21 protein-coding genes and 1 pseudogene are annotated in these 24,973 nt (G+C 65.7%); 8 read left to right on the plus strand and 14 right to left on the minus strand.

The window, feature by feature from the left end:
* A pseudogene (locus JWP90_RS07260) lies at positions 1–123 on the plus strand (GntR family transcriptional regulator); the annotation flags it as partial.
* Between the two features lie 6 nt (positions 124–129).
* On the opposite strand, the gene JWP90_RS07265 reads toward JWP90_RS07260, so the two are convergent.
* Positions 130–330 carry a hypothetical protein gene (locus JWP90_RS07265; protein ID WP_297361773.1) on the minus strand — a complete coding sequence of 67 codons (201 nt, stop codon included), beginning with the start codon at positions 328–330 and terminating at the stop codon, positions 130–132.
* A 629-nt stretch (positions 331–959) separates the two neighbouring features.
* Positions 960–2,033: an alkene reductase gene (locus JWP90_RS07270; protein ID WP_297361776.1), complete on the minus strand. Its 1,074-nt coding sequence runs from the start codon at positions 2,031–2,033 to the stop codon at positions 960–962.
* A 197-nt stretch (positions 2,034–2,230) separates the two neighbouring features.
* Here JWP90_RS07270 and JWP90_RS07275 point away from each other — a divergent pair, with 197 nt between their 5' ends.
* Positions 2,231–3,817 carry an HNH endonuclease signature motif containing protein gene (locus tag JWP90_RS07275; RefSeq protein ID WP_297361779.1) on the plus strand — a complete coding sequence of 529 codons (1,587 nt, stop codon included), beginning with the start codon at positions 2,231–2,233 and terminating at the stop codon, positions 3,815–3,817.
* Positions 3,818–4,062: 245 nt separating this feature from the next.
* Here JWP90_RS07275 and JWP90_RS07280 read toward each other — a convergent pair whose 3' ends face one another.
* The 8 genes from JWP90_RS07280 to JWP90_RS07315 are packed head-to-tail and all read right to left on the minus strand — an operon-like array spanning position 4,063 to position 12,910.
* Entirely contained in the window at positions 4,063–5,715 is a 1,653-nt protein-coding gene (locus tag JWP90_RS07280; RefSeq protein ID WP_297361783.1) for an ABC transporter ATP-binding protein, read from the minus strand.
* On the minus strand, positions 5,712–6,860 hold the full coding sequence (locus JWP90_RS07285) for a serine hydrolase (RefSeq protein WP_297361786.1): 1,149 nt from the start codon (positions 6,858–6,860) through the stop codon (positions 5,712–5,714). The genes JWP90_RS07280 and JWP90_RS07285 overlap by 4 nt, the downstream gene beginning before the upstream one ends.
* Positions 6,857–7,357, minus strand: coding sequence for a GNAT family N-acetyltransferase (locus JWP90_RS07290; protein ID WP_297361789.1), 501 nt, complete (start codon positions 7,355–7,357; stop codon positions 6,857–6,859). The genes JWP90_RS07285 and JWP90_RS07290 overlap by 4 nt, the downstream gene beginning before the upstream one ends.
* Before the next feature lie 6 nt (positions 7,358–7,363).
* Positions 7,364–8,536 carry an anhydro-N-acetylmuramic acid kinase gene (locus JWP90_RS07295; protein ID WP_297361792.1) on the minus strand — a complete coding sequence of 391 codons (1,173 nt, stop codon included), beginning with the start codon at positions 8,534–8,536 and terminating at the stop codon, positions 7,364–7,366.
* A gap of 2 nt (positions 8,537–8,538) precedes the next feature.
* Positions 8,539–9,447, minus strand: a complete 909-nt coding sequence (gene murQ / locus JWP90_RS07300; RefSeq protein ID WP_297361795.1) for an N-acetylmuramic acid 6-phosphate etherase — start codon at positions 9,445–9,447, stop codon at positions 8,539–8,541.
* Entirely contained in the window at positions 9,444–10,328 is an 885-nt protein-coding gene (locus JWP90_RS07305) for an ABC transporter permease (protein WP_297361798.1), read from the minus strand. The genes murQ and JWP90_RS07305 overlap by 4 nt, the downstream gene beginning before the upstream one ends.
* On the minus strand, positions 10,325–11,296 hold the full coding sequence (locus JWP90_RS07310) for an ABC transporter permease (protein WP_297361801.1): 972 nt from the start codon (positions 11,294–11,296) through the stop codon (positions 10,325–10,327). The genes JWP90_RS07305 and JWP90_RS07310 overlap by 4 nt, the downstream gene beginning before the upstream one ends.
* 60 nt (positions 11,297–11,356) lie before the next feature.
* The gene (locus JWP90_RS07315; RefSeq protein WP_297361803.1) at positions 11,357–12,910 is read right to left on the minus strand and encodes an ABC transporter substrate-binding protein; all 1,554 of its coding nucleotides are present in this window, start codon (positions 12,908–12,910) and stop codon (positions 11,357–11,359) included.
* Positions 12,911–13,133: 223 nt separating this feature from the next.
* Between JWP90_RS07315 and JWP90_RS07320 the strand changes: the two genes are divergently transcribed.
* From JWP90_RS07320 to JWP90_RS07335, 4 genes are all read left to right on the plus strand, one after another.
* Complete coding sequence (locus JWP90_RS07320) at positions 13,134–14,054, plus strand: MurR/RpiR family transcriptional regulator (RefSeq protein WP_297361806.1); 921 nt, start codon at positions 13,134–13,136, stop codon at positions 14,052–14,054.
* Positions 14,051–15,250: a sugar MFS transporter gene (locus JWP90_RS07325; RefSeq protein WP_297361808.1), complete on the plus strand. Its 1,200-nt coding sequence runs from the start codon at positions 14,051–14,053 to the stop codon at positions 15,248–15,250. The genes JWP90_RS07320 and JWP90_RS07325 overlap by 4 nt, the downstream gene beginning before the upstream one ends.
* A complete protein-coding gene (locus JWP90_RS07330) occupies positions 15,247–18,126 on the plus strand; it encodes an FAD-binding and (Fe-S)-binding domain-containing protein (protein WP_297361811.1) in 2,880 nt (959 codons plus the stop codon). The genes JWP90_RS07325 and JWP90_RS07330 overlap by 4 nt, the downstream gene beginning before the upstream one ends.
* Before the next feature lie 232 nt (positions 18,127–18,358).
* Positions 18,359–19,177 (plus strand): DUF4190 domain-containing protein, encoded by an 819-nt coding sequence (locus JWP90_RS07335; protein ID WP_297361814.1) that lies wholly within the window; start codon positions 18,359–18,361, stop codon positions 19,175–19,177.
* An 81-nt stretch (positions 19,178–19,258) separates the two neighbouring features.
* On the opposite strand, the gene JWP90_RS07340 is transcribed toward JWP90_RS07335, so the two are convergent.
* Positions 19,259–19,912 carry an MBL fold metallo-hydrolase gene (locus JWP90_RS07340; protein ID WP_297361816.1) on the minus strand — a complete coding sequence of 218 codons (654 nt, stop codon included), beginning with the start codon at positions 19,910–19,912 and terminating at the stop codon, positions 19,259–19,261.
* Between the two features lie 266 nt (positions 19,913–20,178).
* Between JWP90_RS07340 and JWP90_RS07345 the strand changes: the two genes are divergently transcribed.
* Complete coding sequence (locus JWP90_RS07345; RefSeq protein ID WP_297361819.1) at positions 20,179–21,474, plus strand: DnaJ domain-containing protein; 1,296 nt, start codon at positions 20,179–20,181, stop codon at positions 21,472–21,474.
* A gap of 625 nt (positions 21,475–22,099) precedes the next feature.
* On the opposite strand, the gene JWP90_RS07350 is transcribed toward JWP90_RS07345, so the two are convergent.
* From JWP90_RS07350 to JWP90_RS07360, 3 genes are all read right to left on the minus strand, one after another.
* A complete protein-coding gene (locus JWP90_RS07350) occupies positions 22,100–23,110 on the minus strand; it encodes a 2-oxoglutarate and iron-dependent oxygenase domain-containing protein (protein ID WP_297361822.1) in 1,011 nt (336 codons plus the stop codon).
* 382 nt (positions 23,111–23,492) lie between these two features.
* Positions 23,493–23,696 (minus strand): PLDc N-terminal domain-containing protein, encoded by a 204-nt coding sequence (locus JWP90_RS07355; protein WP_297361825.1) that lies wholly within the window; start codon positions 23,694–23,696, stop codon positions 23,493–23,495.
* Positions 23,697–23,740: 44 nt separating this feature from the next.
* Positions 23,741–24,064 (minus strand): nuclear transport factor 2 family protein, encoded by a 324-nt coding sequence (locus JWP90_RS07360; protein WP_297361827.1) that lies wholly within the window; start codon positions 24,062–24,064, stop codon positions 23,741–23,743.
* A 109-nt stretch (positions 24,065–24,173) separates the two neighbouring features.
* Here JWP90_RS07360 and JWP90_RS07365 point away from each other — a divergent pair, with 109 nt between their 5' ends.
* Positions 24,174–24,932, plus strand: a complete 759-nt coding sequence (locus JWP90_RS07365; RefSeq protein WP_297361830.1) for an IclR family transcriptional regulator C-terminal domain-containing protein — start codon at positions 24,174–24,176, stop codon at positions 24,930–24,932.
* Positions 24,933–24,973 lie beyond the last annotated feature (41 nt).

Consider the following 24,973-nt stretch of genomic DNA (forward strand, 5'->3'; position numbering starts at 1 on the left):
CCGAACGCTGTGCTGACGATGAACAGCACGGCCTTCGACAGCTCGGGCAGAGCCGTCGAAGTCGGCCGGCACTGCTACCGGCCGGACCCCTACTCTTTCGAGATCACGCTCGTCGACCGCTGATCCCCGCTAGTGCGGCGACAGCGAACGGAGGCAGTCGAGGGATGCCGCGACGTCGCGAACCGGGCCGTCGTCCGCCGGCATCTCGCTGAGGATGGTGTCCTGTTCGAGGACGTACCAGCCGTCATAGCCGACCTCGGTGAGGACGGCGACGATCGAGGCGACGTCCACATCGCCCGTGCCCAGCGGAACGTAGATTCCTTCGCGCACGGCATCCGTGTAGGTCTCAACCTCACACCGTACGACGCCGACACGCAGAACTTCGTCGGAAAGACCCGGACCGCGTGGTCTGCCTTCGGCAGTCAGCAGTCTGAGCCATACCGCTGGGGTCACGCCTACCTGGACGGCTACCCGGCGCCGGCCGGCCGGCCATTGCCGACCCTGCGATCATCCCCGACACCGCGCTTCAGGGCGTTCAGTCACCGCAGACCGTATACCAGTCAGCAACACGCGGCGGGACGGTTTCGGGCGTCGCTTACTCGCAACCTTCGGGGCCCGGTGCGTCTCTTGTACCGGGCCCCGGAGGCCTGCGCAGTCAGAGCGCTTATGGGCTCCCCTGACTGGCTTCATCGCTCCGCTGATAGAGCGCAGGGCTGGTCGGCCCGATCCGCATGAGACCAGCCGCTACCTCGTGCACCGGAGCTCGAGTGCTGCGGCGCACGAGACCCTCGCCTCCGTCGACGGAGTGAACGTCACCCGGCCCGTGAGGGCGCCGGCGCCGTTCTCTGCCGCTCTCATGGACGCCACGCGGCACGCGTTCCGGACCAAAGCATCCGGTGCGCCGGGCGTGAGCGTGCGGTTCGGGTGAATCGCACCGAGGCGGAGCGGTGCGGTGCCGCCTAGACGGCCAGCCGTGGGTAATCGGTGTAGCCCTCGGCACCCTCGGCGTAGAACGTGGCCGGGTTCGGCTCGTTCTCGGGGTGCGCCCCACGCCAGCGCTCGACCAGGTCGGGGTTCGCGAGCGCAAGACGCCCGACTGCGACAGCATCCGCGTGGGCGTCGTCGATCAGATCGATCGCCTCGTCACGAGTGGTGACGGTGCCGAAGCCGCTGTTGATGACGAGCGCACCCCCGAACATGCTGCGCAGGGTTCGGACGAGGTCGCCGGCTGGTTCCTTGTGCAGCACGCTGAGGTACGCCAGGCCGAGCGGCTCGAGTGCTTCGAGAAGGGCGCCGTAGGTGGCGGAGACGTCCGCGGCATCCGTTTCGAGTACGTCGAGGATGTTGTGTTCCGGTGAGATGCGGATGCCGACGCGTCCGGCACCGACAGCGGCCGCAACCGCCTTGGTCACTTCGATTCCGAAGCGGGCACGGTTCTCAGGTGAGCCGCCGTACACGTCGTCGCGCTGGTTCGATACCGGCGAGAGGAACTCGTGCAGCAGGTAGCCGTTGGCGCTGTGGATTTCGACGCCGTCGAATCCGGCTTCGATGGCGTTGCGGGCTGCCGCGACGAGTTCGTCGCGGACCATGGCGAGCTCGTCAATGCTGAGGGCGTGGGGCACCGGGTACGGAAGCTTGCCGGCCGGTGTGCGGACCTCGCCTGTGATGGCGATAGCGCTCGGGGCGACGATACGTTCGGTACCGGTGATGGCGGAATGCGAGACCCGGCCGCCGTGCATGAGCTGCATGACGATGCGTCCGCCGTTAGCGTGAACGGCGTCGGCGACCCGGCGCCAACCGTCGATCTGCTCGGGCGTGACGATGCCCGGCTGACCCGCATATGACTTCGACTCGGGACTCGGGTACGTGCCCTCTGTGATGATCAGGCCGAGGCTTACCCGCTGCACATAGTATTCAGCGGTCAGCGCACCGGGTACGCCGTCGGATCCGGCGCGAAGCCGGGTGAGCGGTGCCATGACGACGCGGTTCGGCAGGTGGAGATTTCCGAGAGAAACGGAGGAGAACAAGTCCATAGAGCGGATGCCTTTCGGTTGCGGCGCGCGGAACGGCGCACCCTGGGGGGAACGTGCGGCGTGGTGGGGGTATTCCTCGGCGGTTTTTGCCCGCCCCGTCCCTCCACAGACAATCTTCTCGGAAAGTTATCCACACCAGCCCTTTCCTGCGCGGATTCGCGTCGGCTGATGTCGGTGGTCGCTGGGAAACTGGTGTCATGGAAAACCTCCACGAACTTCCGGACGAAGCGTATGAGTCGGGCGACGCGGCCGACTCGCGGGGCGCGGATTTCGAAGGGGTGGAGTTCATTGGTGCCGGGTCCGTGGGTGCCGGGTCCGTGGGTGCCAGGCCCGTGGGTGCCGGGTCCGTGGGTGCCGGGTTGCAGACGATCGCGCTCGACTCTGCGTTCGCCGAGTCGCGTTACAGTGGTGCGCTGGCCGACGGGTGTTCCAGCATTGTGGATGAGATCGCCGGCCTGAAGCGGGCCGAAGCGCGCCAGCAGGCCTGGATGATCGAACGGATCGATGAGGCCCGCCGGTTGGCTGAGGCGACGCTGCACGGGGTGCGGGTGCTCGGCTCGAGTCTGTCGGCTGTTCAGCAGCGGGAGATGGCCGGGCGGTCGCTGGTCGCGGAGCTGGCCTGTGCGTTGCGGATGCCGGAGAGCACGGTGATCGGCATGGTCAGCGACGCCGAAGCGCTGATGCACCGGTTACCGGCGACGATGAACGCCCTCCGCGCCGGAGACATCTCCTACCGGCATGCCCGGGTGATGATCGATCAGACCGCGACGCTCGCCTCTGATGCTGCTTCGGTGTTGGAGGGGCAGGCGTTGGGTTTCGCGAGAACCCTGACGGCGGCGAAGTTCACGGCAAAGACCCGGGTGCTCCGGGAGCGGCTGGACCCGGACTCGATCACCGCCCGGGTCGCGAAGTCGGCGAAGGATCGCCGGCTGGAGTTCCTGCCCGCCGATGACGGGATGGCGTGGCTGAACCTGTACACCACAGCCCCCGAAGCGACCTCGATCTACGGGGCGGTCCGTGATCAGGCGGTCGCGGTGAAGAACCCGAACGACCCACGCACCCTCACCCAGCTGACCGCGGATGTGTTCACCGATGCGGTGTCCGCGGCGTTGTGCGGGGACCTCCCCGCTGGGGGCGTCCAATCGGACCCGGCCGCCAGTCCCCGTCTCGGTTCCGGCGCGGCGTTCCGTCGGATCCGTCCGACGGTGACGGTCACCGTGCCGGCGTTCACCCTGCTCGGTGTCAGCAACGAACCAGCCACCCTCGAGGGTTACGGTCCGATCGACGCCGACGCCGCCCGGGCGCTGGCCGGGCAGTCGACCGTTTGGTACCGGATGCTCACCGACCCGAAGACCGGTGCCCCGATCGCCCTGGACAGCACCACATACCGGCCGACGAAAGCGATGAAACGCTACCTGCGTTACGTCGACGGCACCTGCCGGTTCCCGGGCTGCAGCCGAGCCGCCCGACATTGCGACCTCGACCATACGAAGGACCACCAGCACGGCGGTCCCACCGAATGCGAGAACCTCTCCCACCTCTGCCGAAAACACCACCGGCTGAAACACCAGACCACCTGGAACGTGAAACAGCTCGGCGCCGGCTCCCTGGAATGGACCTCACCAGGAGGACTCAGCTACATCACCGAACCCGACGTACTGCTCACCGCCCCCGGACCGCCGAGCCCGCCCGACGACGCCGACCAGGCAGAGACGAAGCCGCCGCCAGGGCCACCAGACTTGCCAACGCCGAAGTACGATCCGAACGCGGCCCCGCCCTTCTAGCGGGTTCGCCGCTCGAACACAGGAGCGTATCCGGGCGATATTGGGGGGCATGAGTCAGTCCGTCGAAGAGTGCCCGCCCGGCCCGGTACCCGAACTCCTCATCACCGACCTCACCAAGAGCCTCGACTTCTGGGGCGGCCTCTGCGAATTCACTGTCGCGTACGACCGTCCGGACGAAGGATTCGCCTGCCCGCAATCGGTGTGCTGGCGCGGGAGCGTACGACGTCCGCTGAGACCGACGAGTCCTAGCTCGCCAGACGCGCACCCGGAATAGCGGCAAGCAACTCTTGCGTGTACTCATCCCGCGGGTTGTCGAAAATCTGCTCCGGGGTGCCGCTCTCGACGATCCGGCCTTTTTGCATCACGTGAACGTGATCGGAGATCATCCGCACCACAGCAAGGTCGTGGCTGATGAAGAGATAGCTGAGCCCGAGTTCGGTCTGCAGATCCGCCAGGAGTTCCAGGATCTGAGCCTGCACGAGCACGTCCAACGCCGATACTGCTTCGTCGAGGACGACCAGCTCGGGCGACAGGGCGAGCGCTCGCGCGATCGCAACGCGTTGCCGTTGTCCGCCCGACAGCTCGTGCGGCAACCGCTGGGACATCGTGGTGGGCAGAGCAACCTGCTCGAGCAGTTCGGCGACGCGAACTCGTCGGGCCGCCGCATTCCCGATCTTATGCACCGTGAGCGGCTCTGAAATGGACTGCTCGACCGTGTAGCGCGGATCGAGCGACGCATACGGGTTCTGGAACACCGGCTGCACACGCCGGCGGAACGCGAACATCTGACGTCGGCCGAGGCCTGCAAGATCCGTGCCGTCGAAAGCGATGGTTCCGGAGGTGATGTCCTCCAGACCGAGCACCAGGTTCGCAGTGGTCGACTTGCCGGAGCCCGACTCTCCAACGATGGACACGGTCTCGCCGCGTGGAATCGCGAAGCTCACACCGTCGACAGCCGTGAACGTTGTCGGCTCGCCGAACTTCGGCGAGCGCAACGTGAACTCCTTGCGCAAGTCCCTCACGTCGACAAGTGGTGCTCTCGCCGGGTCCGCAACTCCGTCAGGTGCGGATGTGACGGAGGCGACTCGCAGACTCCGCAGCGACGACAGGCTCGGCGCTGCCGCCAGAAGCTGCTGAGTGTACGGATGCTGCGGGTTCGCAAGCAACTGCTCGGCCGGTCCCTCTTCGACGATCTCTCCGCGGAACATCACAACGATCCGATCAGCACGCTCGGCAGCCAGGGCCAGGTCGTGCGTGATGAGAAAGACAGCGGTGCCCATCTTGTCGGTGAGGTCGTCGAGCTGATCGAGAATACGCCGTTGCACCGTCACATCGAGCGCAGAGGTTGGCTCGTCGGCAATGAGCAGACGCGGCTTGCAGGCGAGCCCCATGGCGATGAGGACGCGCTGGCGCATTCCCCCTGAGAATTCATGGGGATACTGTCGTGCGCGCTGCGCAGCACCCGGGATTCCGACCATGTCAAGAAGTTCGACCACCCTCGCGTCAGCGGCCGCGCCATGCGCATAGCCGTGCACCTCCAGCGCCTCGGAGATCTGCGCCCCGACCCTCATGAGCGGGTTGAGGTTCGACATCGGGTCCTGAGGAACGAGACCGATACCGGCGCCCCTCAGGGTGATCATCTCGTTTTCGCTGAGCGCCGTGAGATTGCGCCCCTCGAAGTGCACCTCACCGCCGACGATCACACCGTTATCGGCCAACAGCCGGTTGATGGCGGCCGCGGTGGTCGATTTGCCCGACCCGGACTCCCCCACGACCGCGACTGTTTCGCCCGCGGCGATATCGATCGACACGTTTTTGACGGCTGGAACCAGATCCCCGCCGGAGCGGAAGCTCACCGAGAGGTTGCGGATGCTCAGAACGGGAGGCTGAGTGGTCATGGGGTCCTCGTATCTGTGGTGGATGAGTACAAATCGGCGGCCACGTCGACCAGTCGTTCCCAGAGCGAGATCGTCGCGACGGGGGCGGCGTCGGTCAACAGCCTGTTGCTGGCCAGTGTGATGCCCAGCCCCATACTCGGCACGAAGCCAACGGCACAGCCGGTGAATCCTGGATGCCAGAGCAGCGGATGCTGCGTCCCGCGGATGTCGATCGACATCCGCCGGAATCCCAGCGCCTGCATCGGCTCCGAACTCGGGGTGAAGAACATGGACGCGACATCGGCCGAGCACAGCTCGGTCGAGGGGCTAGGGCTGCTGAGCGCCTCTGCGAAACTCAAAAGGTCGTCTGCGGTTGAGAAGAGGCCGGCGTGACCGGCGACACCGTGGAACGCGTGATAGCAGTTGCCGTCATTCACCTCACCGACGAGCTCCTGCTCACGCCACTGGAACCGCGGCTCTGACCAGCGCACCGGATACGGTTCTCCAGTCATCACCATGGTGCGCTCCGCGCGGTCGCCGAGCGAACTCGCGGCCATAGCCGGCGCGGGCAGGACTGCTGAGGATCCTGACCGCTTCAGGAACGACGTCCGGAGCATGCCCAGTGGCGCGAACACGAGTTCGTTCAGGGCGTCGCCCAGTGAGCGGCCGGTAACAGCTTCGAGAACCAGACCCAGATACATGAATCCCAGATCTGAGTAATGCCGCCCAGAGCGGAGTGGGTATCGAGGGGCGATTCCATTGAGCACCGCTTCTGCGCCGTCGGTGATGTCCGGGGCCAGATAGAGCGGCTGCCACTCCCACAGGCCAGCCTGATGCTGCAGGAGATCGCGGATCGTCGTGCCCCCATCTCCGGCGAAGAGGGGCAATACCGAGGCGACCTTCGTGTCGAGCGAGAGCGCGCCGCCGGAGATCAGTCGCATCAGCGCAGCTGTGGTTCCGACCACCTTGGTCACGGAGGCAAGGTCATGAGCAGTGTCGACCGTCATCGGCCGCCGGTCGCGCAGGCTCGCGAGGCCACTCGCCACGATCGTGCGCTGGCCCTGGAATGAGAGACCGAGGACAACCCCTGCCGGCGCACCAGCACCGGCGGGTGCTTCGCTCACGAAATGGTCGGCCAAGACCTGAAGGGTCAGCTGCGTGGTCATTCGTCGCCCCGTCCGAGTCGCCGCACGAGTCGCAACTCCGGCTCGCCGAACTCGTCCTCGGTTCGCTGCCCGCCGTCGGGCAACCAGCCCTGCCGTCGATAGAACGAGAGGGACGGCGCATTGGCAGCGAAGACCCAGAGCGATGCATCCTTGACGCCAAGGGCCGCCAGCCGGGCCGAAGCAGCACGCAGCAGTTGTGATCCCAACCCGGAACCTTGCGAATGAGGAGACACGTACAGCGAATGCACCACACCGTGAGTCCCAGTTGCCGACAGTCTGGTGACGCCCACAACAGTGGCGGCGCTCTCAGCCACCAGCACTTCACCCTCGTCGGAGCCCAGCACCCGCTCCCACAGCCGCTGCGCCTTCTCGTCGCTCATGGCGTCGATCGTTGAATCGGGCAGCACGCCTCTGTAGCTCTCACGCCAGCAGGCGAGAAAGACGGAAACCACCGCATCCACGTCGGCTGAGGTGGCGGGGCGCAATTCGATGGACACGGCAGGTCAGCCCTCTGTGACCAGGGACAGGGAGCGGATGCCGCCACGCACAGGCTGAGGAAGCGTGAGCGCTCCCGCGCCGGGCGTGATGGTGCCCAGGATGCGGCTCGCCGATGCCCCGGTGCCTGCGGGAACCGTCGCTGGCACTCCGTGAATCGTGCACCAGCCGATGAGGGCGAAGGCGATCGCTTCCTTGTCGTCCGCTGGGGCTCCCAGCTCATCGGCAAGGACCACCTCGACGCCGGGCAGCGCGTTCCGCAGTCCGTTCAGGAGAAGCGGGTTGCGGCATCCGCCGCCGGAAACGGCGAGGTAGCCGACGCTCGCAGCGATCACATCTCGTGCGACTGTCTGCACGGTCAGCTCGGTGAGCGTTGCGGCGAGATCGGGCACGGAGATGTCCCGGGCGTGCTCATGAACAGCGTCCTCCACGTAGCCGAGGTGAAAGTGTTCCTTCCCGGTGCTTTTCGGCGCCGGGAGCGCGTAGTAATCGTCGGCAAGCAACGCGTCAAGGAGCCTCTGGTGAACCGTTCCGGCTGCAGCGATCCGGCCGCCGTCGTCGTAGCCCAACTCATTCATGCCGTTCTCGACGATGATCGCGTCGACAAGCGCGTTCGCAGGGCCGATGTCGTAAGCCACGCGCACGCCGCCTGCATCCACCACCGTCATATTCGAGATGCCACCGAGGTTGAGCGCCGCGGAGGCTTCGGCACGGTCCCGCAGCAACAACTCGTCGAGGAAGGAGACCAGCGGTGCCCCATGCCCGCCCGCTGTGATGTCCCGGATGCGCACATCCGAGATGACCGGAACGCCCAGCTTCTCGGCAATCCACGCAGCCTGGCCGATTTGCAGGGTACCTAGAGCGTGGTCGTCCCGGACCCAGTGGTACACCGTCTGGCCGTGGGAGGTGACCAGGTCGACGGATCCGACGGCGGCGGATGCCGCGTCCGCGGCCTCCGCGAACGCCTGACCGATGAGGGTGTCGAGTTCGCAGATCTCCGAGAGTGTGGTGGCCGCCGGCGGCAGAGCGGCGATCAGCCGCGCGCGGAGCGACGGCTCGTACGGCACGGAGTCACGATGCAGGACTCGTCCTTCCAGCCGGCCGTCCTGCTCATCGAAGTCCACAACGGCGACGTCGATGCCGTCGTGCGACGTGCCTGAGATCATTCCGAGAACACGCATGCTCACTCCCCCAATGCTTCGCGCAGCCGGCCATGGGCGGCATCGACTCGGCTTGCGGCCGTATCCCGGTCAAGGCCGAGCCTGAGCATCACTGCTGCCGTTTTCACGTCGAATCCAGCGGATTCGAGGGCCGTACGAGCTCTTCCTCGATCAACCCGGGCGATCGCGGAAACCATGCCGACGGCACGTTCGCGAAGCTTGTGATTGCTGGGGTTGAGATCGACCATGAAGTTGCCGTAGGTCTTGCCCTCCTGCACCATGACGATGGTCGAGAACATGTTGAGCACGAGTTTTTGCGCCGTGCCTGCCTTGAGACGCGTCGAACCGGCGAGGACCTCGGGGCCGACCGCGACCTCGATCCCGAACTCGGCTGCCGCGCTCAGCGGCGTGTCCAGGTTGCAGGACAGCCCGACCGTCAGTGCACCGAGTTCCCGCGCCCGGGCAACCGCAGCGATCACGTAGGGCGTGCGTCCGCTCGACGCGATCCCGATGACCGTGTCGTTCTCGCGTACTCCCGCGGCGTCGATGGCCGCTGCCCCGGCGGTGGCGTCATCCTCTGCGCCCTCGCTCGGATGGACGATCGCCGACGGACCGCCGGCGATGATCGCAAAGACGAGCTCAGGAGGCGTGCTGAAGGTGGGCGGGCACTCAGACGCATCGAGAACACCGATTCGTCCTGGGGTTCCAGCACCGACGTAGATCAGTCGTCCGCCGCCTGCCATCCGCTGGCTTGTCGCTTCGATGGCGGGGACGATGACGGGGAGAGCTGCGGCGACGGCAGCCGGAACCTCGGTATCTGCGGCGTTCATCACCGCGGCGAGTTCCGCCACCGTCATCCGGTCGATCTCGGCGTACCGAGGGTCGGCTGACTCGGTGGTGAGGCCTGCGAGTGGTGCGTCGGTGGTGCTCATTTCTTGCCTCTGTTTCGGGGATCGAGTGCGTCGCGCAGTCCGTCACCGAGCAGGTTGAGACCTACGACGAGGAGGACGACGACGACGCCTGGGGCGATCATGGTCCATGGAGCGATGCTGACGAGCGTGCGCGCGTCGAAGATCATCGATCCGAGGGATGCCGCCGGTGGCGGAGTTCCGAGCCCGAGAAAGCTCAGGGCTGCTTCGGTGAGCACTGCCCACGACAGCGACAGCGTCACCTGCACGATGATGATCGAGGTGATGTTGGGGAGTACGTGGCGGAACATCACCCGGGAACGGCTTTGCCCGGTGCTGGTTGCGGCTTTCACGTACTCGATCTCGCGCAACGACAGCACAGGACCTCGGGTCACGCGGATGAAGATCGGCACGTAGACGATGGCGATCGCCACCGCGATGGTGAACCAGTTGCGGTTGAAAACCGATGCGAGAGACAGTGCCAGCAGCAGCGGCGGAAAGGCGAAAAGCACGTTGGTTACACCGCTGATGACCCCGTCGGAGACACCACGGTAGAAACCGGCGATCACCCCGCACAGCGTGCCGACGATCGCAGCGAAGGCGACGGCGACCACGGAGATGAGTGCCGAGTTCGCAACGCCTGCTGCTACACGGGAGAAGACGTCTCGACCGAATTGATCGGTCCCGAAGAAGTGAGTGAGCGACGGCGACTGCAGCCGCGAGGGTGGATCCTGCGCAACGGGGTCGTGAGGGAGCCAGCCGAAAGCGGAGAACAGACTGAGGATGGTGAGCATCGCAATGAGAATGAGACCGATGAGGCCGCTTCTGCTGCGGACAAGGGCACGCACGCGCTGCATCGTGCGTCCGCCGCCCGGCGCCAACGCTGCCTGTGTGAGGTCGCTCATGCGGCACGCACCCTTGGGTCGATGATTCGATAGAGAAGATCGGTGAACAGGTTGACGAGCACGAAGGACAGCGCGATGACGAGGACCGTGCTCTGCACGAGCGCGTACTCCTTCTGCTGGATCCCGAGGAGAACCTGTCGCCCGATGCCGGGCAAGGAGAAGATCTGCTCGACCACGACGGCGCCGCCCAGGAGGTAACCAAACTGCAGTCCCGTCATGGTGACGATGGGAACGAGCGCGTTACCGAGAACGTGCTTCACCTGCAGACGGCGAGGCGGAACGCCTTTCGCCCTGGCCGTACGGATGAAGTCATTCGAGCGGATCTCGAGAACTGCCGTGCGCGTGGTTCGCATGATCGGTGCGGCGATGCCGAAGCCGAGGACGATGGCCGGCAGCAGCATCTGCTGCAGATTCAGAATCGGGTTGTCGAAGAACCGGGCGAAAGCCTGGCCGTTGGGGTTGAAGCCGAACGACGAAGCCAGGACCGCCAGCAACGTGGTCGCGAGGAGGAAGGCGGGCACGGAAAGCCCGGCGAGACCGACGACCTGCCCAATCGCATCACGGGGCGAGTCGGGCTTGGACGCCGACATCATTCCGAGCGGGATGCCGATGACGAGCGCGAGGACGATGGAGAACAATGCGAGTTCCAGCGTCACAGGCAGGGACTGAAGTGTGAGGTCGAGGACCGATTCCTGGGCCCGCGACGAGAACCCAAGGTTCCCGGTGAAGATGTTGCCGAGCCAGGTGAAGAACTGCACGAGAAGGGGCTGATCCAGACCGTAGTAGGCCTCGAGGGAGGCCCGCTGGGCAGGCGAGAGCGCGGCTGCCTCGGTGCCGAGGCCGGCGGTGATCTGGTCGCCGGGGATTGCCCGCAACATGATGAAGACGAATACCGCGACACCGAGAAGCGTTGCCGCCGCCCCGAGGACGCGGCTCAGCACCGGATGCCGAGTGATGGTGGAAAGCATGATCTCCCGAAGCGTGGGGTTAAGGCGGCGCGGGACCCGATGGTCCCGCGCCGCTCTCGACTACTTGAGTGAGGTGGTGCGAAGGTACTGCAGAGAACCATTCACCATCGGGACGAAACCGTCCACGTTGTTGGCGGTCACCGTGTAGGTGTAGCTCGTGAACAGCCAGATCCACGCGGCGTTGTCCTCGAGTTCGTCGGAGACCTTCTCGTAGATTTCGGCACGCTCATCCGGGTCGGAGGTCTGGCGACCTTCGGCGAACAGCGCGTCCAGTTCAGGCGAGCTGTAGCCGGCGACCTTGTTGAGGTTGCCTGTGCTGGTGAAGTAGCGACCGTACATGCCGTCGGGATCCGGGCGTCCACCGTTCAGGGCGACAGCAGCCTCGAAGTCAGCGGCGACCCAGCGGTCAACATACGCACCGGACTCGAGCACCTCGATCTCGAGGTTGATCTTGGCCTCGGCCAGCTGTGCCTTCAGGTTCTGTGCTTCGTTGGTCGACGTGGCGTACTCGCCCTGCGACACGATCGCTTTCACCGTGACGCCGTCGGCGAGGCCCGCCTTTTCGAGGTACTCAGCGGCTTTGTCAAGGTCGCGCTCCGGGCAGGGGCGCGACTTCGGGTCTGAGCGGTAAGCCGGTGAGGTGATCGGTCCGGTCACCTCTCCTTCACCGAGAGCGGCCGTGTCGAGGACTTCCTGACGGTCGATGGCACACTGGATCGCCAGCCGGACGTTGACATCGGTGAGCGCTCCCTTGGTGGCGTTGAGCTGAAGCGCGTGGTAGCTCAGCTGCGGGGTCTCGGTGACCGTGAGCTGGTTGCCTTTCGCCGTTTCGGCGACCAGCGGGTCGTCGAAGACGGCCATCTGAACATTGCCGGACTGCATAGCGGAAACGATCGAGGATTCATCCGGGATGACGCGGAACTCGACCGAATCGAGCAGCGCCTTGTCGCCCCAGTACTCATCGTTCTTGTCGAGGGTGATCGACTGGCTTGCGACACGCTCGCCAAGCACGAAGGGCCCGGTGCCGTTCGGGGTCTTGTTGAGCGTCTCTTCCGTGTCATCGGAGGAGAGCATCGCGAGGTTGATGACGGCGAGGTTGGCGAGAAGAGCCGCGTCCGGTGCACTCAGCGTCAGTACAACGGTTGCTTCGTCCGGCGCTTCGACGGATGCGACGGAAGCAAGCGACGAGGCTGCGACTGCTGCTGTGGCCGCGTCCTTGATCTTCTCGAGCGAGAACTTGACGTCCTCTGAGCCGAACGTGCTGCCGTCGGCAAAGGTGACGTCCTCGCGCAGTTTCATGGTGACGGCCAATCCGTCGTCGGAGACCTCCCATGACTCGGCCAGACCGGGGACAACCTTTAGATCTGTATCGAACTCGGTCAGCGTGCCGTACAGATTCTGCAGAACGTTGACGGCCTGGAACTGCGTCGCCTTCCAGGGGAACAGCGTGTCCGGGTCGCTTGTGACGCCGACGACCAGGGATCCACCACTGCTCGCGGCAGGCTTGTTCTCGGTTTCGGACGACGGGGTGCAGCCTGTCAGAACCAGCGCAAATGTTGCCGCCAGCCCGATGGCTGCAAAGCTCGCTCGCTTAGCGCGAGTGCCTCCATACATGGGAACTCCTCAGTGCTTGGTGATGCCTCGACGGTGAGACTGCCTGGTGTGAAACCGGGCCGGCGAGCATCGATGATCTCAGTAGGTGACAAAAGTACACGAAGCAAGCTAGTTATGTACCAAAGTTTCTTCTATTGTTACTTCGACGGCAGACAGCCCGCCTCAGCGGCTGGGTCGCCACGGTCCAGCGGCCTGAAAACCCCGATCAACGAGGAGAGCGCCAATGCCGACTACCGACACCCCGGGTCTTCCCGAGCACCACCAGGCCGTCCTGGTGCGCATGCGCTCCGCCATGCCCCAGCTTCGCCCGAGCGAGCAGCGCATCGCCGCGCTCTTCCTCTCCGAGCCCAGCGCCGCCGCTGCTCTCTCCATCGCGGATCTTGCTTCCCGGTGCGAAACCTCCACCACGTCGGTCGTGCGGTTCTCCAAACGCATGGGTTACGGGCACCTTCGGCAGCTCCGGATGGATGTTCTTCGCGAGGTGACCCGCGAGACGTTCGAAACGGCAGCGCTGCCGGAGGTGTCGGGCGACATCGACCGAAACGACACCGTCGAAGACATCGTGGCCAAGGTATCGACCGCCGAAACGATGTCGATCGCCGACACCGCCAAGATGTTGAACCTTGAGGCTCTGTCCGCCGCTATCGACGCGGTGGCCGCCGCTGGGCGTGTGGACATCTTCGGTGCCGGTGCGAGCTCATTTGTTGGGCTGGATCTGCAGCAGAAGCTCATTCGAATCGGCCGCGTCGCTCTCAACTGGCCGGACACCCACGCCGCCTGGACGTCTGCGGCGACTCTCGAGGCTGGATCGGTCGCCCTCGCCGTATCCCACAGCGGCACGACCGCAGACACCATCCGCTTTCTGGCTCTAGCGCGCGCAGGCGGCGCCACGACAATCGCCCTCACCAATCACGAAGGCTCGGAACTGGCCGGCCACGCCGACATCGTGCTCACCACCGCCGCCCGCGAAACCGGCTTCCGATCTGGCGCGCTCGGCAGTCGGATCGCCCAGCTCATGGTTGTCGACTGCGTCTTCATCGGAGTTGCCCAGTCGAACTACGACAGGTCACTGGCCGCGCTGAGGAACACCTACGCCGCCATCCACCGCGACGCCCCAGCACAGCGGAGAGCGACCGACCAGTGAGCACACGATCGCGAGTCGGGCTCTACGCGGCCTTCGCCGGGATGGGAGGCACCGCGGCCACCATTCCGGCGCTGCTCCCGTCGCTCGAGTTCCGCCTCGGCTCGGTCGCACTGTCGGCGGTTCCCGCGCTCTTCACCGGCCTTCTGCTCGGAGTGCTGCTCTCGGCGCCACTGCTCGTTCGTCTGCGCGCCCGCACGGTAGCCGCGCTGGGAGCGGGAATCCAGGCCGCATCTTTGATCATGCTGATTCTCGCCTCCTCCGGCGAGGCGGTCGTCGTCGTCGCTGCGGCCGCCGGTGTCGGGTTCGGCCTCACAGAGGCAGCGGGCAGCGTGGCCGCCAAGCGGTCAGCCGCCGGCTCTGCCACCCGAACGCTCGCTGCGTTGACCGGCACCGTCGCGGTATCAGCCGCCTTGAGCCCGGTGCTCGTTGCCCTGGCACCGGGAGGCACCTGGCTGGTTCCCGCGCTCGTCGCCGCCCTACAGCTCACAGCATGCTTTGCGCTCCTCAGCTTCGACGAGGAGGCGCCCGCACGTCCCGCGACGCCGGGATTCCCTTCTGCGGCCGGACGCCGGTGGCAGGCCGGCTCGGTTCGGGTTGTCGCCCTCGCCGCAGTAGCCCTCGTGCTCTACGTCGGCATCGAAACTGTTTTCTCGGGCTGGTCCGCGGTAATCCCGGCGGCGGTGCTCGGCCTGGACTCGCAGACGGCGGCTCTGGGCACCTCGGTGTTTTGGATCTGCATGGCGGCCGGACGATTCCTCGCTGCTGCACTCATGCACCGCGGGGTTCGACCACAGGTCCTGTTGGTCGTGCACACCGCGATCACGGCATCCGCACTGGTGTCAGCGGTCGCTGTTCCCTCCCCCTTCGGTCTCATCGGTCTCGCCCTAGCGGTGGTCGCCATGGCCCCGGTGTATTCGCTCGTGCTCGGTGAAGCCCTCGATCGGCTCCCCTCCCACCTCGCGGCCCGTGCAACCGGGCCGCTCGTCGCAGCAGGAGCGCTTGGCGGGACCCTCGTTCCCGCGGCCGTGCTCGTGAGCGGCCTGCAGCCGACAAGCCCCGGCACGTTCCTGCTGGCTGCGGCTTTCTGTCTCGTCCTCTGCGGAGGCGCTGCGCTCGTGCTCCGTTCCTCGAGGGCACCCGCCCCTCCCGTATCGCATCCGCTCCGCGCGGCTCAGCAGGAAAGCCCCACCCCATGAACAACCCTTCACTCGAATCCCGGGCTGTGCTGCCACGAGGCGACGACGCGCTCGCTGCTGCCCTCGCTGCGACGCCAGGAATCGGGAACGCGCTGGTCAGCGTGGCAGAGTTCGACCGGATCGTCGCCGGCGTCGACGCGTCACACTTCTTGCTCACCCCGAGTGCCGTCGTCACGCCCCGGGACACGGATCAGCTTGCGGCCGTTCTCACCTACGCCACGAGCTCTCGTCGCCATGTGACACTCCGCTCCGGGGGCACAAGCCTGTCCGGCCAGGCCTCAAGCGACGGCATCATGATCGACACCCGGCGGCATTTCCGCAGGATCGAACCACTGGACGACGGCAACCTGGTACGCGTTCAACCAGGGGCGACCGTCCGGCAGGTCAACGCGCGACTTGCTCGGTACAAGCGAAAACTGGGCCCAGACCCCGCGAGCGAGATCGCGGCCACGATCGGCGGGGTCATCGCGAATAACTCCAGCGGCATGGCCTGCGGCACCCACCACAACAGCTACCGAACCCTTCGCGGACTCACCGTTGTGCTTCCGAGCGGAACGGTGATCGATACGACAGCAGCTGACGCCGACGCCTCCCTCGCTACCGCCGAACCTGAACTGCACGCAGGCCTGGCGCGACTCCACGAGAGCATCGCCGGTCGATCCGACCTGGTGCAGGAGATCGAGCGGCAGTACGCCGGCAAGAACACCATGGGGTACGGGCTCAACTCGTTCCTCGACTTCACGACGCCGGTCGACATCCTCGCCCACCTGCTGATCGGCAGCGAGGGCACGCTCGGCTTCGTCGCCGAGGCCACCTTCGAAACCGTCGCCATCGCTCCGGCCGTTGCGACGGCGCTACTCCTGTTCCCGAGCCTCGATTCCGCAACGCGCATCCTCCCGACCCTTCTCGACACCGGTGCCGCAACGCTGGAACTGATGGATGCGGCATCCCTCCGCGTCATCCAGAACGACCCGACGGCGGCGGGCATCCTCGACGCCCTGACCATAGACGGGCATGCCGCACTCCTGGTGGAGTATCACGGCGCAGACGACGCCGACCTGGAGCAGCAGCTCCGGTTTGCGGCAGACGCTCTGACCTCTGCGGGGGCTCCCGCTCTCAAGGCGACCCGGAACGCAGCGGAGCGAGCCAGGCTCTGGCACTTCCGCAAGGGTCTCTACGCGGCCATCGCCGGTGCGCGTCCGCCCGGGACGACAGCATTACTCGAGGACATCGCCGTGCCGGTGCCCGAATTGGCGAACACCTGCGCTGCCCTCCAGCTGCTGTTCGAGCGTTACGGATACGACGACGCCGTCATCTTCGGGCATGCCAAGGACGGCAACATCCACTTCCTGCTCACCGAGGACTTCACCGACCCCGGTGCCGTCGAACGTCAACGCTCCTTCACCGAAGAGTTGGTCACGCTCGTGCTCGAGGCCGGCGGCACGCTGAAGGCTGAACACGGCACTGGGCGAATCATGGCGCCATTCGTGGAGCGCCAGTTCGGCGCCGAACTGTACGCGGTGATGCTCGAGGTGAAGCGCCTCTGCGACCCGCTCGGTGTCATGAACCCGGGTGTGCTGCTGACGGACTCCCCCGATTCGCACCTGAAGAACCTCAAACTCACTCCCGGTGTCGAATCCGAAGTCGACCGCTGTGTCGAATGTGGCTACTGCGAGCCTGTCTGCCCGAGCAAGGACCTGACGCTCACCCCGCGGCAGCGCATCGTCGTGCGTCGCGCCCGGGCTGCCGCTCGAGCCTCCGGCGATCACGCCCTCGATGAGCGGCTCGCCAAGGCAGAGGGGTACGCCTCCGTCGAAACCTGCGCCGCCGATGGAATGTGCCAGACCGCCTGCCCCGTGCTCATCAACACCGGCGACCTCGTTCGGCGGCTCCGCGAAGAGGATGCCGGCGCGGCGGTGAAAGCGGGCGGCGCCGTGGTCGCCAAGCACTGGGAGAAGGTGAGCCGCGGTGCGGCGATCGCCCTCAGCACGGCTAAAGCCCTACCGTCCCCGGTTTCCCGGTCGGCAAGCGCGCTCGGGCGGGCCGTGCTTGGCCGCGACATCGTTCCCCAGTGGAGCACCGACCTGCCCCCGGGAGGGCCCAGACGTGCCGGGGTGCGGGAAACGAGCGGCGTCGACGTCGGAGGCGGCCAAGAAACGCGAGTCGTCTTCTTTGCGGCGTGCGTCGGTTCCATGTTCGGTCCCGCCGCTGGAGGCGTCGGCTCGGCGGTCGCGTTCCGGCGACTCTGCGAGCGCGCCGGCGTCGGCGTCGTCACGCCGGATGCGATTGAGTCCCTCTGTTGCGGCACACCCTGGAAGTCAAAGGGGCTCGCCGACGGCTACGACACCATGATCGATGGAACGGTGCGAAGCCTCATCACCGCTTCAGACGGCGGGCGGCTGACGATCGTCTGCGACAACTCGTCGTGTTCCGAGGGACTTCTGCACGCTCTCCAGTATGTGCGCGAGGTTGCCGGTGTTCCGGTTCAGTTGACGATCGTCGATGCGGTCGACTTCGCCGCGGAACAGTTGCTGCCCAGGTTGAAACCCGTGCACAGGCTGGATTCCCTTGCGCTTCATCCGACCTGCTCGAGCACTCGGCTCGGCTCCAACGCCCATCTGCAACAACTGGCGGATGCTGTCGCCATCGACACGACGGTGCCCGTCGACTGGGGTTGCTGCGGCTTCGCCGGTGATCGCGGGATGCTGCATCCGGAGCTCACCGCCTCTGCCACCGAGGCCGAGGCCGCCGAGGTGACATCCGGAGAATTCGACGCGCATGCATCGTGCAACCGCACCTGCGAGATCGGCATGAGCCGGGCAACAGGTGCGGACTATCGGCACATCCTCGAGCTGCTCGAAGAGGCGACCCGCTGACGAGATAGATCCAGCGGGCAGCTCGGGGAAGCATCGGGATGCCCAGCGTCCGGGACTCGAAGAGGGGGTACTGAATCCCCTGTTCAGGCTCGAATTTGTCGGTGGTGCGCTGCAGACTCGAAGTATGTCCGATTCACAGCAGCCCTACAGCCCAGCATCCATCCCACCTCCCGCAGGAACGCCTCCGGTTCCTCCGTCACCCTACGGCGCACCTGAACCGCAGAGCCCCGCCATGCCGCACCCTCCCGCCGCACCTCCCGCCAAAACCGGCAACGGACTCGGCATCGCCGCGCTCATCGTTGGCAGCGTCGCCTTCGTCGGCGCGTTCATTCCCTTCATCAACTACGTCTCCGGCGTGCTCGCTGTGGTCGGCATCATCCTCGGCATCATCGCCGTCACGCGCAAGAACAAGCCGAAGAAGGCCGGTGCTGCCGGCCTGATCGTCTCGGTCATCGCCCTGATCCTGTCGATCGTTCTTGCGATCAGTTACACCGCTGCCTTTGTGACGGCGGTTGACGATGCGCTTCCGCAGACGAGCGTCGAGGAGAGCGAAGAAGAAGAAGCGGCCCCAGTCGACGAGGTCGAGGCCGACGCAACAGCCGACGTCGGCACACGCGAGAACCCCGCACCGATCGGCACCACCGTGGCGATCACGGGGGGTGGCGCGCCAGCATACGAAGTCACGCTGGGTGCACCGACTCTCGACGCGACCGCGCTTGTCGCCGCAGAAAATCTGTACAACGAAGCGGCTCCTGCGGGATTCCAGTATGCCCTCCTCCCGGTAACGGTCACCTATGTCGGAACCGAAACCGGAACCCCGTGGATCGACCTCTCCATCAGTTTCGTTTCAGCAGCCGGGACCACTCACACGGTAAGCGACGTGTTCGCCACGGCCCCGTCGCCGACGTTTATGGATATCAACGAGCTCTACCCGGGAGCCGGTGGAACTGGCAACGTCGTCATCGCCATTCCCACTGCCGACGCAGCAGCGGGCGCGTGGACGGTAGAGCCGCTGTTCTTCGGCGACACCTTCTTCTTCGCCGCTCAGTAACAACCATCACAGTCACGCGGAAGGGCCGAGCGAGAGCTCGGCCCTTCCGTCATTTTCAGCGACCTGAGCGCCCCGCACCCCTCACCACTCCTCGGCACCACCCACCCAACGCGCCGGCGGGTTGTGACCGGCACAGATCCACTCGATCTCCTCTGCTTTGATCCGCTCACGAAGCAGTCTCTCCGTCGTTCGCGCCATCGCCCTGTCACTGATCAGCAGCCGGTAGAACTGCTTGAGGTTCCCGTGTTTCGTGACGAGGACGGCATCCCCGGTGAAGAGCACATCTCGCCAACGGAACCCGAGGTGACCGGGGGTATGTCCCGGCGTCGGGAACGCGAGCAGCCCCGGGAAGATCTCGAGCGTCCCGGTGACCTCGACCACGCCACCGGGATATTCGGACGAGGCCATCCGGCTGAGGAAGCGACGAAATTTGGTCGGCGGGGCTGCCTCCCCACGCAGGATCGCGGCATCCGCTGTGCTGATCCACACCGGTACCTGCAACGCCTCCTGCAGCCGCTTCACGACTTGGGCGTGATCGACGTCGTAATGTGTGAGCAGGATGTCGGTGATCCGGCCGGCGCGCGCCTCAGCATCGCGCAGTTCGGCAAGCACCGCATCGAACCCGGATGCCATCCCCGGGTCGATCACGGCGGTCCGGCCCTCGCCGCGAACGACATACCCGTTGGCTCCCCTGGACTTCTCGAGCTGGAAGCAGTTCTCGGCGATCAGGCGCATGGCACTCCTCTTCGGGCAGTTCCGAGTAGTACACCACGCGCGGGTCTCGGGGTCGAGGTCTTGCGCCGCGACCGCTCACCAGGGCCCGAGGGCAGAAAGTGGTCTACCCCACCTGTTGAGTGCCACAGGCCCCCAAACCACCCTGTCGAACGGCGGCCAGGTTGAGGAAGACAAGCCGAGGCCCGGGTGCTACCCGCACTGGGGCCTCGCTCTGCCAGCCGATTGCCTTCTAGATTGGGGTATCGCTTACCGGACGAGGGGGTCGGATGAGTCGCGAGACTTACTACGACGTCCTCGGTGCCCCGCATACCTCGACTGCCGACGACCTCAAGCGGGCGTACCGGCGAGCGCTCCGCTCCAGCCACCCTGATGTCGGCGGGTCAGCAGACAGTTTCCGCCGAGTGCAGGAGGCGTGGGCGGTGCTGAGCGATGCCGCCTCGCGGGCCGAATACGACCGCCTGCACCTGCCGCAGGCATCCGCTCGGGCACGGGGTGAAACCCGGGGTGAGCGCTCCTCCTCGCGCCGAGCAGCTCGTGAACCTGCGGCCAACGCAACAGCGACGCCGACCTTCGCGACGACTCATGGGCATCCGGGCGGATTCTCTCGCGCCCGCTACCTCGACATCTCTCGCGAGTGGATGCTGTCACCACAGCCCCCGACAGCACCGGCGAAACCGCCGCGCATCCCGCACGAGCACGACCGGTTTCTGCACATGTGGGGTGTCGTCTGCCTGCAGCTCTTGGTGCCGTTCACTCTCGGATTCATCGGGCTGGTGCTGCTCCTCGGCTTGCAGGGGACGTTGACATCGCTGCCTCTGGATGTTGTCTGGTCCCCCGAATTCCTCGTGCCCGCGGCCGGAGCGGTTGCCGCAGTCGTCTTTCTGGTGGCGTTCCTCTGTGGAGGCGTAATTGCGACGATGCGGCTGGGGACGAGTCCTGCCCGCGCAGAGGTTCGGCGTGTTCGAGCACGTAACCGGGAGCTCTATGCCAAGCTCCAGGCTGAGCACCGGATCGCCATGCAGGAATTCGTCCACGACTTCGAACGGCGCCCCGTGAACCCGACGGCATTCTTCCGTTCTCCGTACTCGCCTGATTCGGTCGAGGTCGCTCCAATGGCGGCTCGGATCGAACTTGCCCGGGCGCTCACGCAGGAGCAGATCGCGGTGGCGCTGAAGCGACTGAGTGCGGAGTTCACGGTGTGGCACGACGTCCGGGTGGGTGACTGGGGCGCCTACGCATCGCATCTCGCGGTCGGACCGCAAGGCCTATTTCTTATCGAGCCGCTCAGCGAACGCCCCCGACTAGTCGGCTCGGGACTGGACCAACTGGCGGATGCCATCGGCGTGGCGGGTCTCACCGGCATCCTGTTCGTTGATCTGGATCCGGCTGCTGTGAACGCGCCGCCTGCGAAGCTCGGTGATCGGCCGGTACTCAGCTGGCGCGTCGGGCCTCATCGACTCGCGCCGATGCTCGGTGGCGGGATCTATGGCATCGAGCGGGGTGAGCCTTGGGAAGTGCGTCAGCTCGTGGAACGGGTGGGGCGGCGGGTGGCGTTCGCGTGAGTACGGCTGCACCACAAGATAGCTAGAACTCGACCGCGAGCGGGCTCGATTGACGCATCGTGCAGCTCCGGCCAATCCGGAGTCGATCACGAGGAACCACCGCAAGGCGAGAAGACGCGACCACGACACAACAGGCCCATGATCTACCAGCTCCTGCCGCGCGAGGCGGAATTCCGCACGCTGGATCCCGGCACGGGCTCGTCACTGCATTCGATCATGACGCCTACCGGGTCGACGACCCCGACAAAGCCAGCGTGTTGCTCGCCGAGACCGTCGGCATGATCCCGCTTGCGGATGCCACGGGGCACGATCGCGAAACTTCGGAGGCGTTTTACGGCTTGGGCGCCGACGTACTGCGGTTGGAGGCGAACGGTCCGCCTGGCTGAGCCACATCGCCCTCCGGGTGGACGATCTCGATCACGCCCTAGCCGCCGATGCGGAGAGCTGTACGGCTCCGGCTGGACCGTCAGCCGTGGTCGTCCCGCGCCCCGGAGCGCCGTGGATCCGCCGCCCCGGACGGCGTGTAGGTGATCCTCATCGACGGCCGCACCGGCATCCGTCACACTGACGCCGGGTCGATGGTCCATTACACCGGCTTTGCCCGGTGACGCGGCGGACAGCCTCGCTACTGGCCCAGCAGATCCTGGTGGTGGATCTCCGCCACATTCGGGTGCGCCCGCAGCCGGTAGCGGAGAGCGTTGTCTCCATAGGTGTCGAGGATCGGACTGTTCGTCGGGTCGACAGACAGTCCTCGAGCCGCCCCGGCGAGCTCCGGATCCAGTTCGAGTCTCGGCATCACGGTGTCGAGCGCGGGGTTGAAGAAGAACGGCACCGAAATACGGTCCGACCCGATGGGCGGGGAGAACACCTTGTGCAGGGTCGCTTTGAGGTAACCGCCGGTCGCCAGTTCGAGCATCTCGCCGATGTTGACGACGAACGCTCCAGGAATCGACGGAGCATCGATCCACTCACCGTTGAACTCGACCTGCAGCCCTTCCTTGCCCGGCTCGACCAGAAGCAGGGTGAGCACACCACCGTCACGGTGCGCACCAACACCCTGCTTGCGCTCGGCACCGGACTCACCCGGGTAGCGCACGATCTTCGTCAGCGCGAACGGCTTGTCGGCGAATGCCTCGTCAAAGGAATCCTCCGGCGCACCAAGCGACAATGCCCAGGCCCGCAGGAGCCGCAGCGAAACGCGGCTGAGCTCCTCGTTCCACCGCTCGGCGACCTGCTGCAGTTCCGGCAGCGCCTCGGGCCACAGGTTAGGGCCCTCGAGGCGCCAGTAGTCGGGCGTCCCCGGGGTGAGCTCGACAGCATCCCTCTCGGGTCCGATGTCGATCTGCTCCCGCCAGTCCACGTCACCGTGGGTGAGTTCGCCTCCGACGCGGGTGTAACCACGGAACTGCGGGCTGTGCACGTTCTCAAGCTTCAGCTTCTCGTCGGTCGGCAGGTCGAAAAACCGCCGCGAGACATCGAGCAGGTCGTCGATGAGCTCCCGATCGACGCCGTGACCGACGAGATAAAAGAACCCCACCTCATGGGTGGCGCGTAGAAGATCGGCCCGGAACGCCGCCGCTTCGTCAGCGCCGGCATCCAGTCGGGAGAAATCGAGGATCGGAAGACTAGAACTCATGCCTCCATGCTGACACGCAGAAATGGATGCTCCTGCCAATATGACGAGGGGCGGCCGACAGAGGCGCAGATCCTGTGGGTGGCATGCCAGCAGAGCCCGCCGGAAGCGTCATGGCTCCGAAAGACCGGCGCAACGAACGAAGTCGACCTCGCGGGCCTTGCGACGCGGGCGATGCGGCATCCGCACGGTCAGGAGCCGTCGTAGGAGCCGCCAGTGCGGCGGAAGGAGACAGGCTCCTTGCGTTCGGGCGTTCGCAACTGCGGAGAATCCGGCGGATTCCGCTTGATTAGGGCAGAAACCGGTCGCTTCGCGGAGTATCTCCGACCTCAGGAACCGGCGGGCCGGAAAACCCGCCCGTGAGGAAGCGCCAGCTACTTCTTCGTCAGGGGTGGCGCCTGGGGGCGCCGACAAAGAACCAGGCAAGAGCACCCAGAATGGGCGCCACCACGACGAGGAGCACCCAGGTCGCCTTGGTCATCGTATCGAGCATGGGATTCGAGATCTGCAGCGGGGCAATGGCCCAGAGCGCGACCCCGCCCGCTGCGACGAGGAGTACGACGAAAGGCCACGCCGTGAACATGTCCATGCGGCCCCGGCTAGCAGTTCACCGTGGATGCAGCGACGGAAAGTTCAGGCGGTGATCGTCATTTGCTGCACGCGGTCGTCCCTTACCGTGAAGCTGAAGTGGCTGCGCCCGGTGAAACCCTCACCGCCGACGGTTGCCGTGAAGGTCGTGTACTCCTCCGTTGTGATCTCGGCGGTCACGTCGAGGGTGACGTGCATGCCGATGAACTCGGCATCCGACCATTTCTGGATCTCATCCCGTCCGGTGAAGACGCGACCCCGGTCATTGACCGTGCCATCCGCCGCGAAAGTGTCGAGGAACCCTTGGGTATCTCCGGAGTTCGCCGCAGCCACCAGTCGGGCCACCGGCTCAGGAAGTGTGGAAACCATGTCGGTCCCTCTCTCTCGGGTGAGACTCACGTTAGACCCCGAACTGGGAAGCCGTAAATGGCGTGCACGAGCTATCAAGGGAACTAGCCTGAACACCGGGGGTTCGATGATGACAGGCGAACGCGACGGTACGCTGCTCGGCTCGGTCCAGCGAGCCATCGCCGTGACCGATGTGGTTGCCGACGCTCGACGCCCGCTCCCGGTGAAGGCGATCGCCCGGGCCTGCGGTCTCACCCTCGGCACGACGTACAACATCGTCCGCACGCTCGTCCACGAGGGTGTTCTGGCACACGAACCGGACGGTCTCGTGCTCGGCCACCGGTTCCCGAGTCTGCGGCCCGAGGAGACGGATGGCGTCTTCCTGGCGCGGGCACGGGCCACTCTGCGCGGGGTGAGCAAGGAGCTCGGCGTGACAGCCTGCCTGTCCCGGTTCATCGACGGAGAGATCCACGTTCTCGATGTCGTGGATGCTCCCCATTCGCCGCGGGTCGATGTCTGGGTCGGCCCACAGGACAGCGCGCACGCCTCCGCCCTCGGCAAACGCATCCTGAGCGACCTCGAAGCGGGAGACCGCCTCGACTACCTCTCGCGGCATCCGCTCAGGAAGTTGACCCAGAACACGATCAGTGACCGACGTACACTGCTGCAGCACCTCGACGCCTACCGTTGCGCCTCGATCGACGTCGAAGAGTACGCGGTCGGTGTTCGCTGCCTGGCGGTGCCGGTGCGGGCCCCAGGGGTGATCGGTTCACTTGCGGTAGGCGCACCGGCGGATTCAGCGCCCGTCGACGTCGCCCACGTGGTGAAACGGATGCGGTCAGCCGCGTCCCGCCTCTCGCTCAGCCGGGGCGTCGACGGGCTGGCCTGAGTCGTTTTCAGCATCTGAAAAGCGTGGCCTAGAAACGGTCG

Source organism: Mycetocola sp., assembly GCF_025464835.1.
Taxonomy (GTDB): Bacteria; Actinomycetota; Actinomycetes; order Actinomycetales; family Microbacteriaceae; genus Mycetocola_A.

Excerpts from the sequence above, each read along its gene's own strand:
- JWP90_RS07270 (WP_297361776.1), bottom strand. The coding sequence starts at position 2,033 with ATGGACTTGTTCTCCTCCGTTTCTCTCGGAAATCTCCACCTGCCGAAC.
- JWP90_RS07275 (WP_297361779.1), top strand. The coding sequence starts at position 2,231 with ATGGAAAACCTCCACGAACTTCCGGACGAAGCGTATGAGTCGGGCGAC.
- JWP90_RS07280 (WP_297361783.1), bottom strand. The coding sequence starts at position 5,715 with ATGACCACTCAGCCTCCCGTTCTGAGCATCCGCAACCTCTCGGTGAGC.
- JWP90_RS07285 (WP_297361786.1), bottom strand. The coding sequence starts at position 6,860 with ATGACCACGCAGCTGACCCTTCAGGTCTTGGCCGACCATTTCGTGAGC.
- JWP90_RS07295 (WP_297361792.1), bottom strand. The coding sequence starts at position 8,536 with ATGCGTGTTCTCGGAATGATCTCAGGCACGTCGCACGACGGCATCGAC.
- murQ (WP_297361795.1), bottom strand. The coding sequence starts at position 9,447 with ATGAGCACCACCGACGCACCACTCGCAGGCCTCACCACCGAGTCAGCC.
- JWP90_RS07305 (WP_297361798.1), bottom strand. The coding sequence starts at position 10,328 with ATGAGCGACCTCACACAGGCAGCGTTGGCGCCGGGCGGCGGACGCACG.
- JWP90_RS07310 (WP_297361801.1), bottom strand. The coding sequence starts at position 11,296 with ATGCTTTCCACCATCACTCGGCATCCGGTGCTGAGCCGCGTCCTCGGG.
- JWP90_RS07315 (WP_297361803.1), bottom strand. The coding sequence starts at position 12,910 with ATGTATGGAGGCACTCGCGCTAAGCGAGCGAGCTTTGCAGCCATCGGG.
- JWP90_RS07320 (WP_297361806.1), top strand. The coding sequence starts at position 13,134 with ATGCCGACTACCGACACCCCGGGTCTTCCCGAGCACCACCAGGCCGTC.
- JWP90_RS07330 (WP_297361811.1), top strand. The coding sequence starts at position 15,247 with ATGAACAACCCTTCACTCGAATCCCGGGCTGTGCTGCCACGAGGCGAC.
- JWP90_RS07335 (WP_297361814.1), top strand. The coding sequence starts at position 18,359 with ATGCCGCACCCTCCCGCCGCACCTCCCGCCAAAACCGGCAACGGACTC.
- JWP90_RS07340 (WP_297361816.1), bottom strand. The coding sequence starts at position 19,912 with ATGCGCCTGATCGCCGAGAACTGCTTCCAGCTCGAGAAGTCCAGGGGA.
- JWP90_RS07345 (WP_297361819.1), top strand. The coding sequence starts at position 20,179 with ATGAGTCGCGAGACTTACTACGACGTCCTCGGTGCCCCGCATACCTCG.
- JWP90_RS07350 (WP_297361822.1), bottom strand. The coding sequence starts at position 23,110 with ATGAGTTCTAGTCTTCCGATCCTCGATTTCTCCCGACTGGATGCCGGC.
- JWP90_RS07355 (WP_297361825.1), bottom strand. The coding sequence starts at position 23,696 with ATGGACATGTTCACGGCGTGGCCTTTCGTCGTACTCCTCGTCGCAGCG.
- JWP90_RS07360 (WP_297361827.1), bottom strand. The coding sequence starts at position 24,064 with ATGGTTTCCACACTTCCTGAGCCGGTGGCCCGACTGGTGGCTGCGGCG.
- JWP90_RS07365 (WP_297361830.1), top strand. The coding sequence starts at position 24,174 with ATGACAGGCGAACGCGACGGTACGCTGCTCGGCTCGGTCCAGCGAGCC.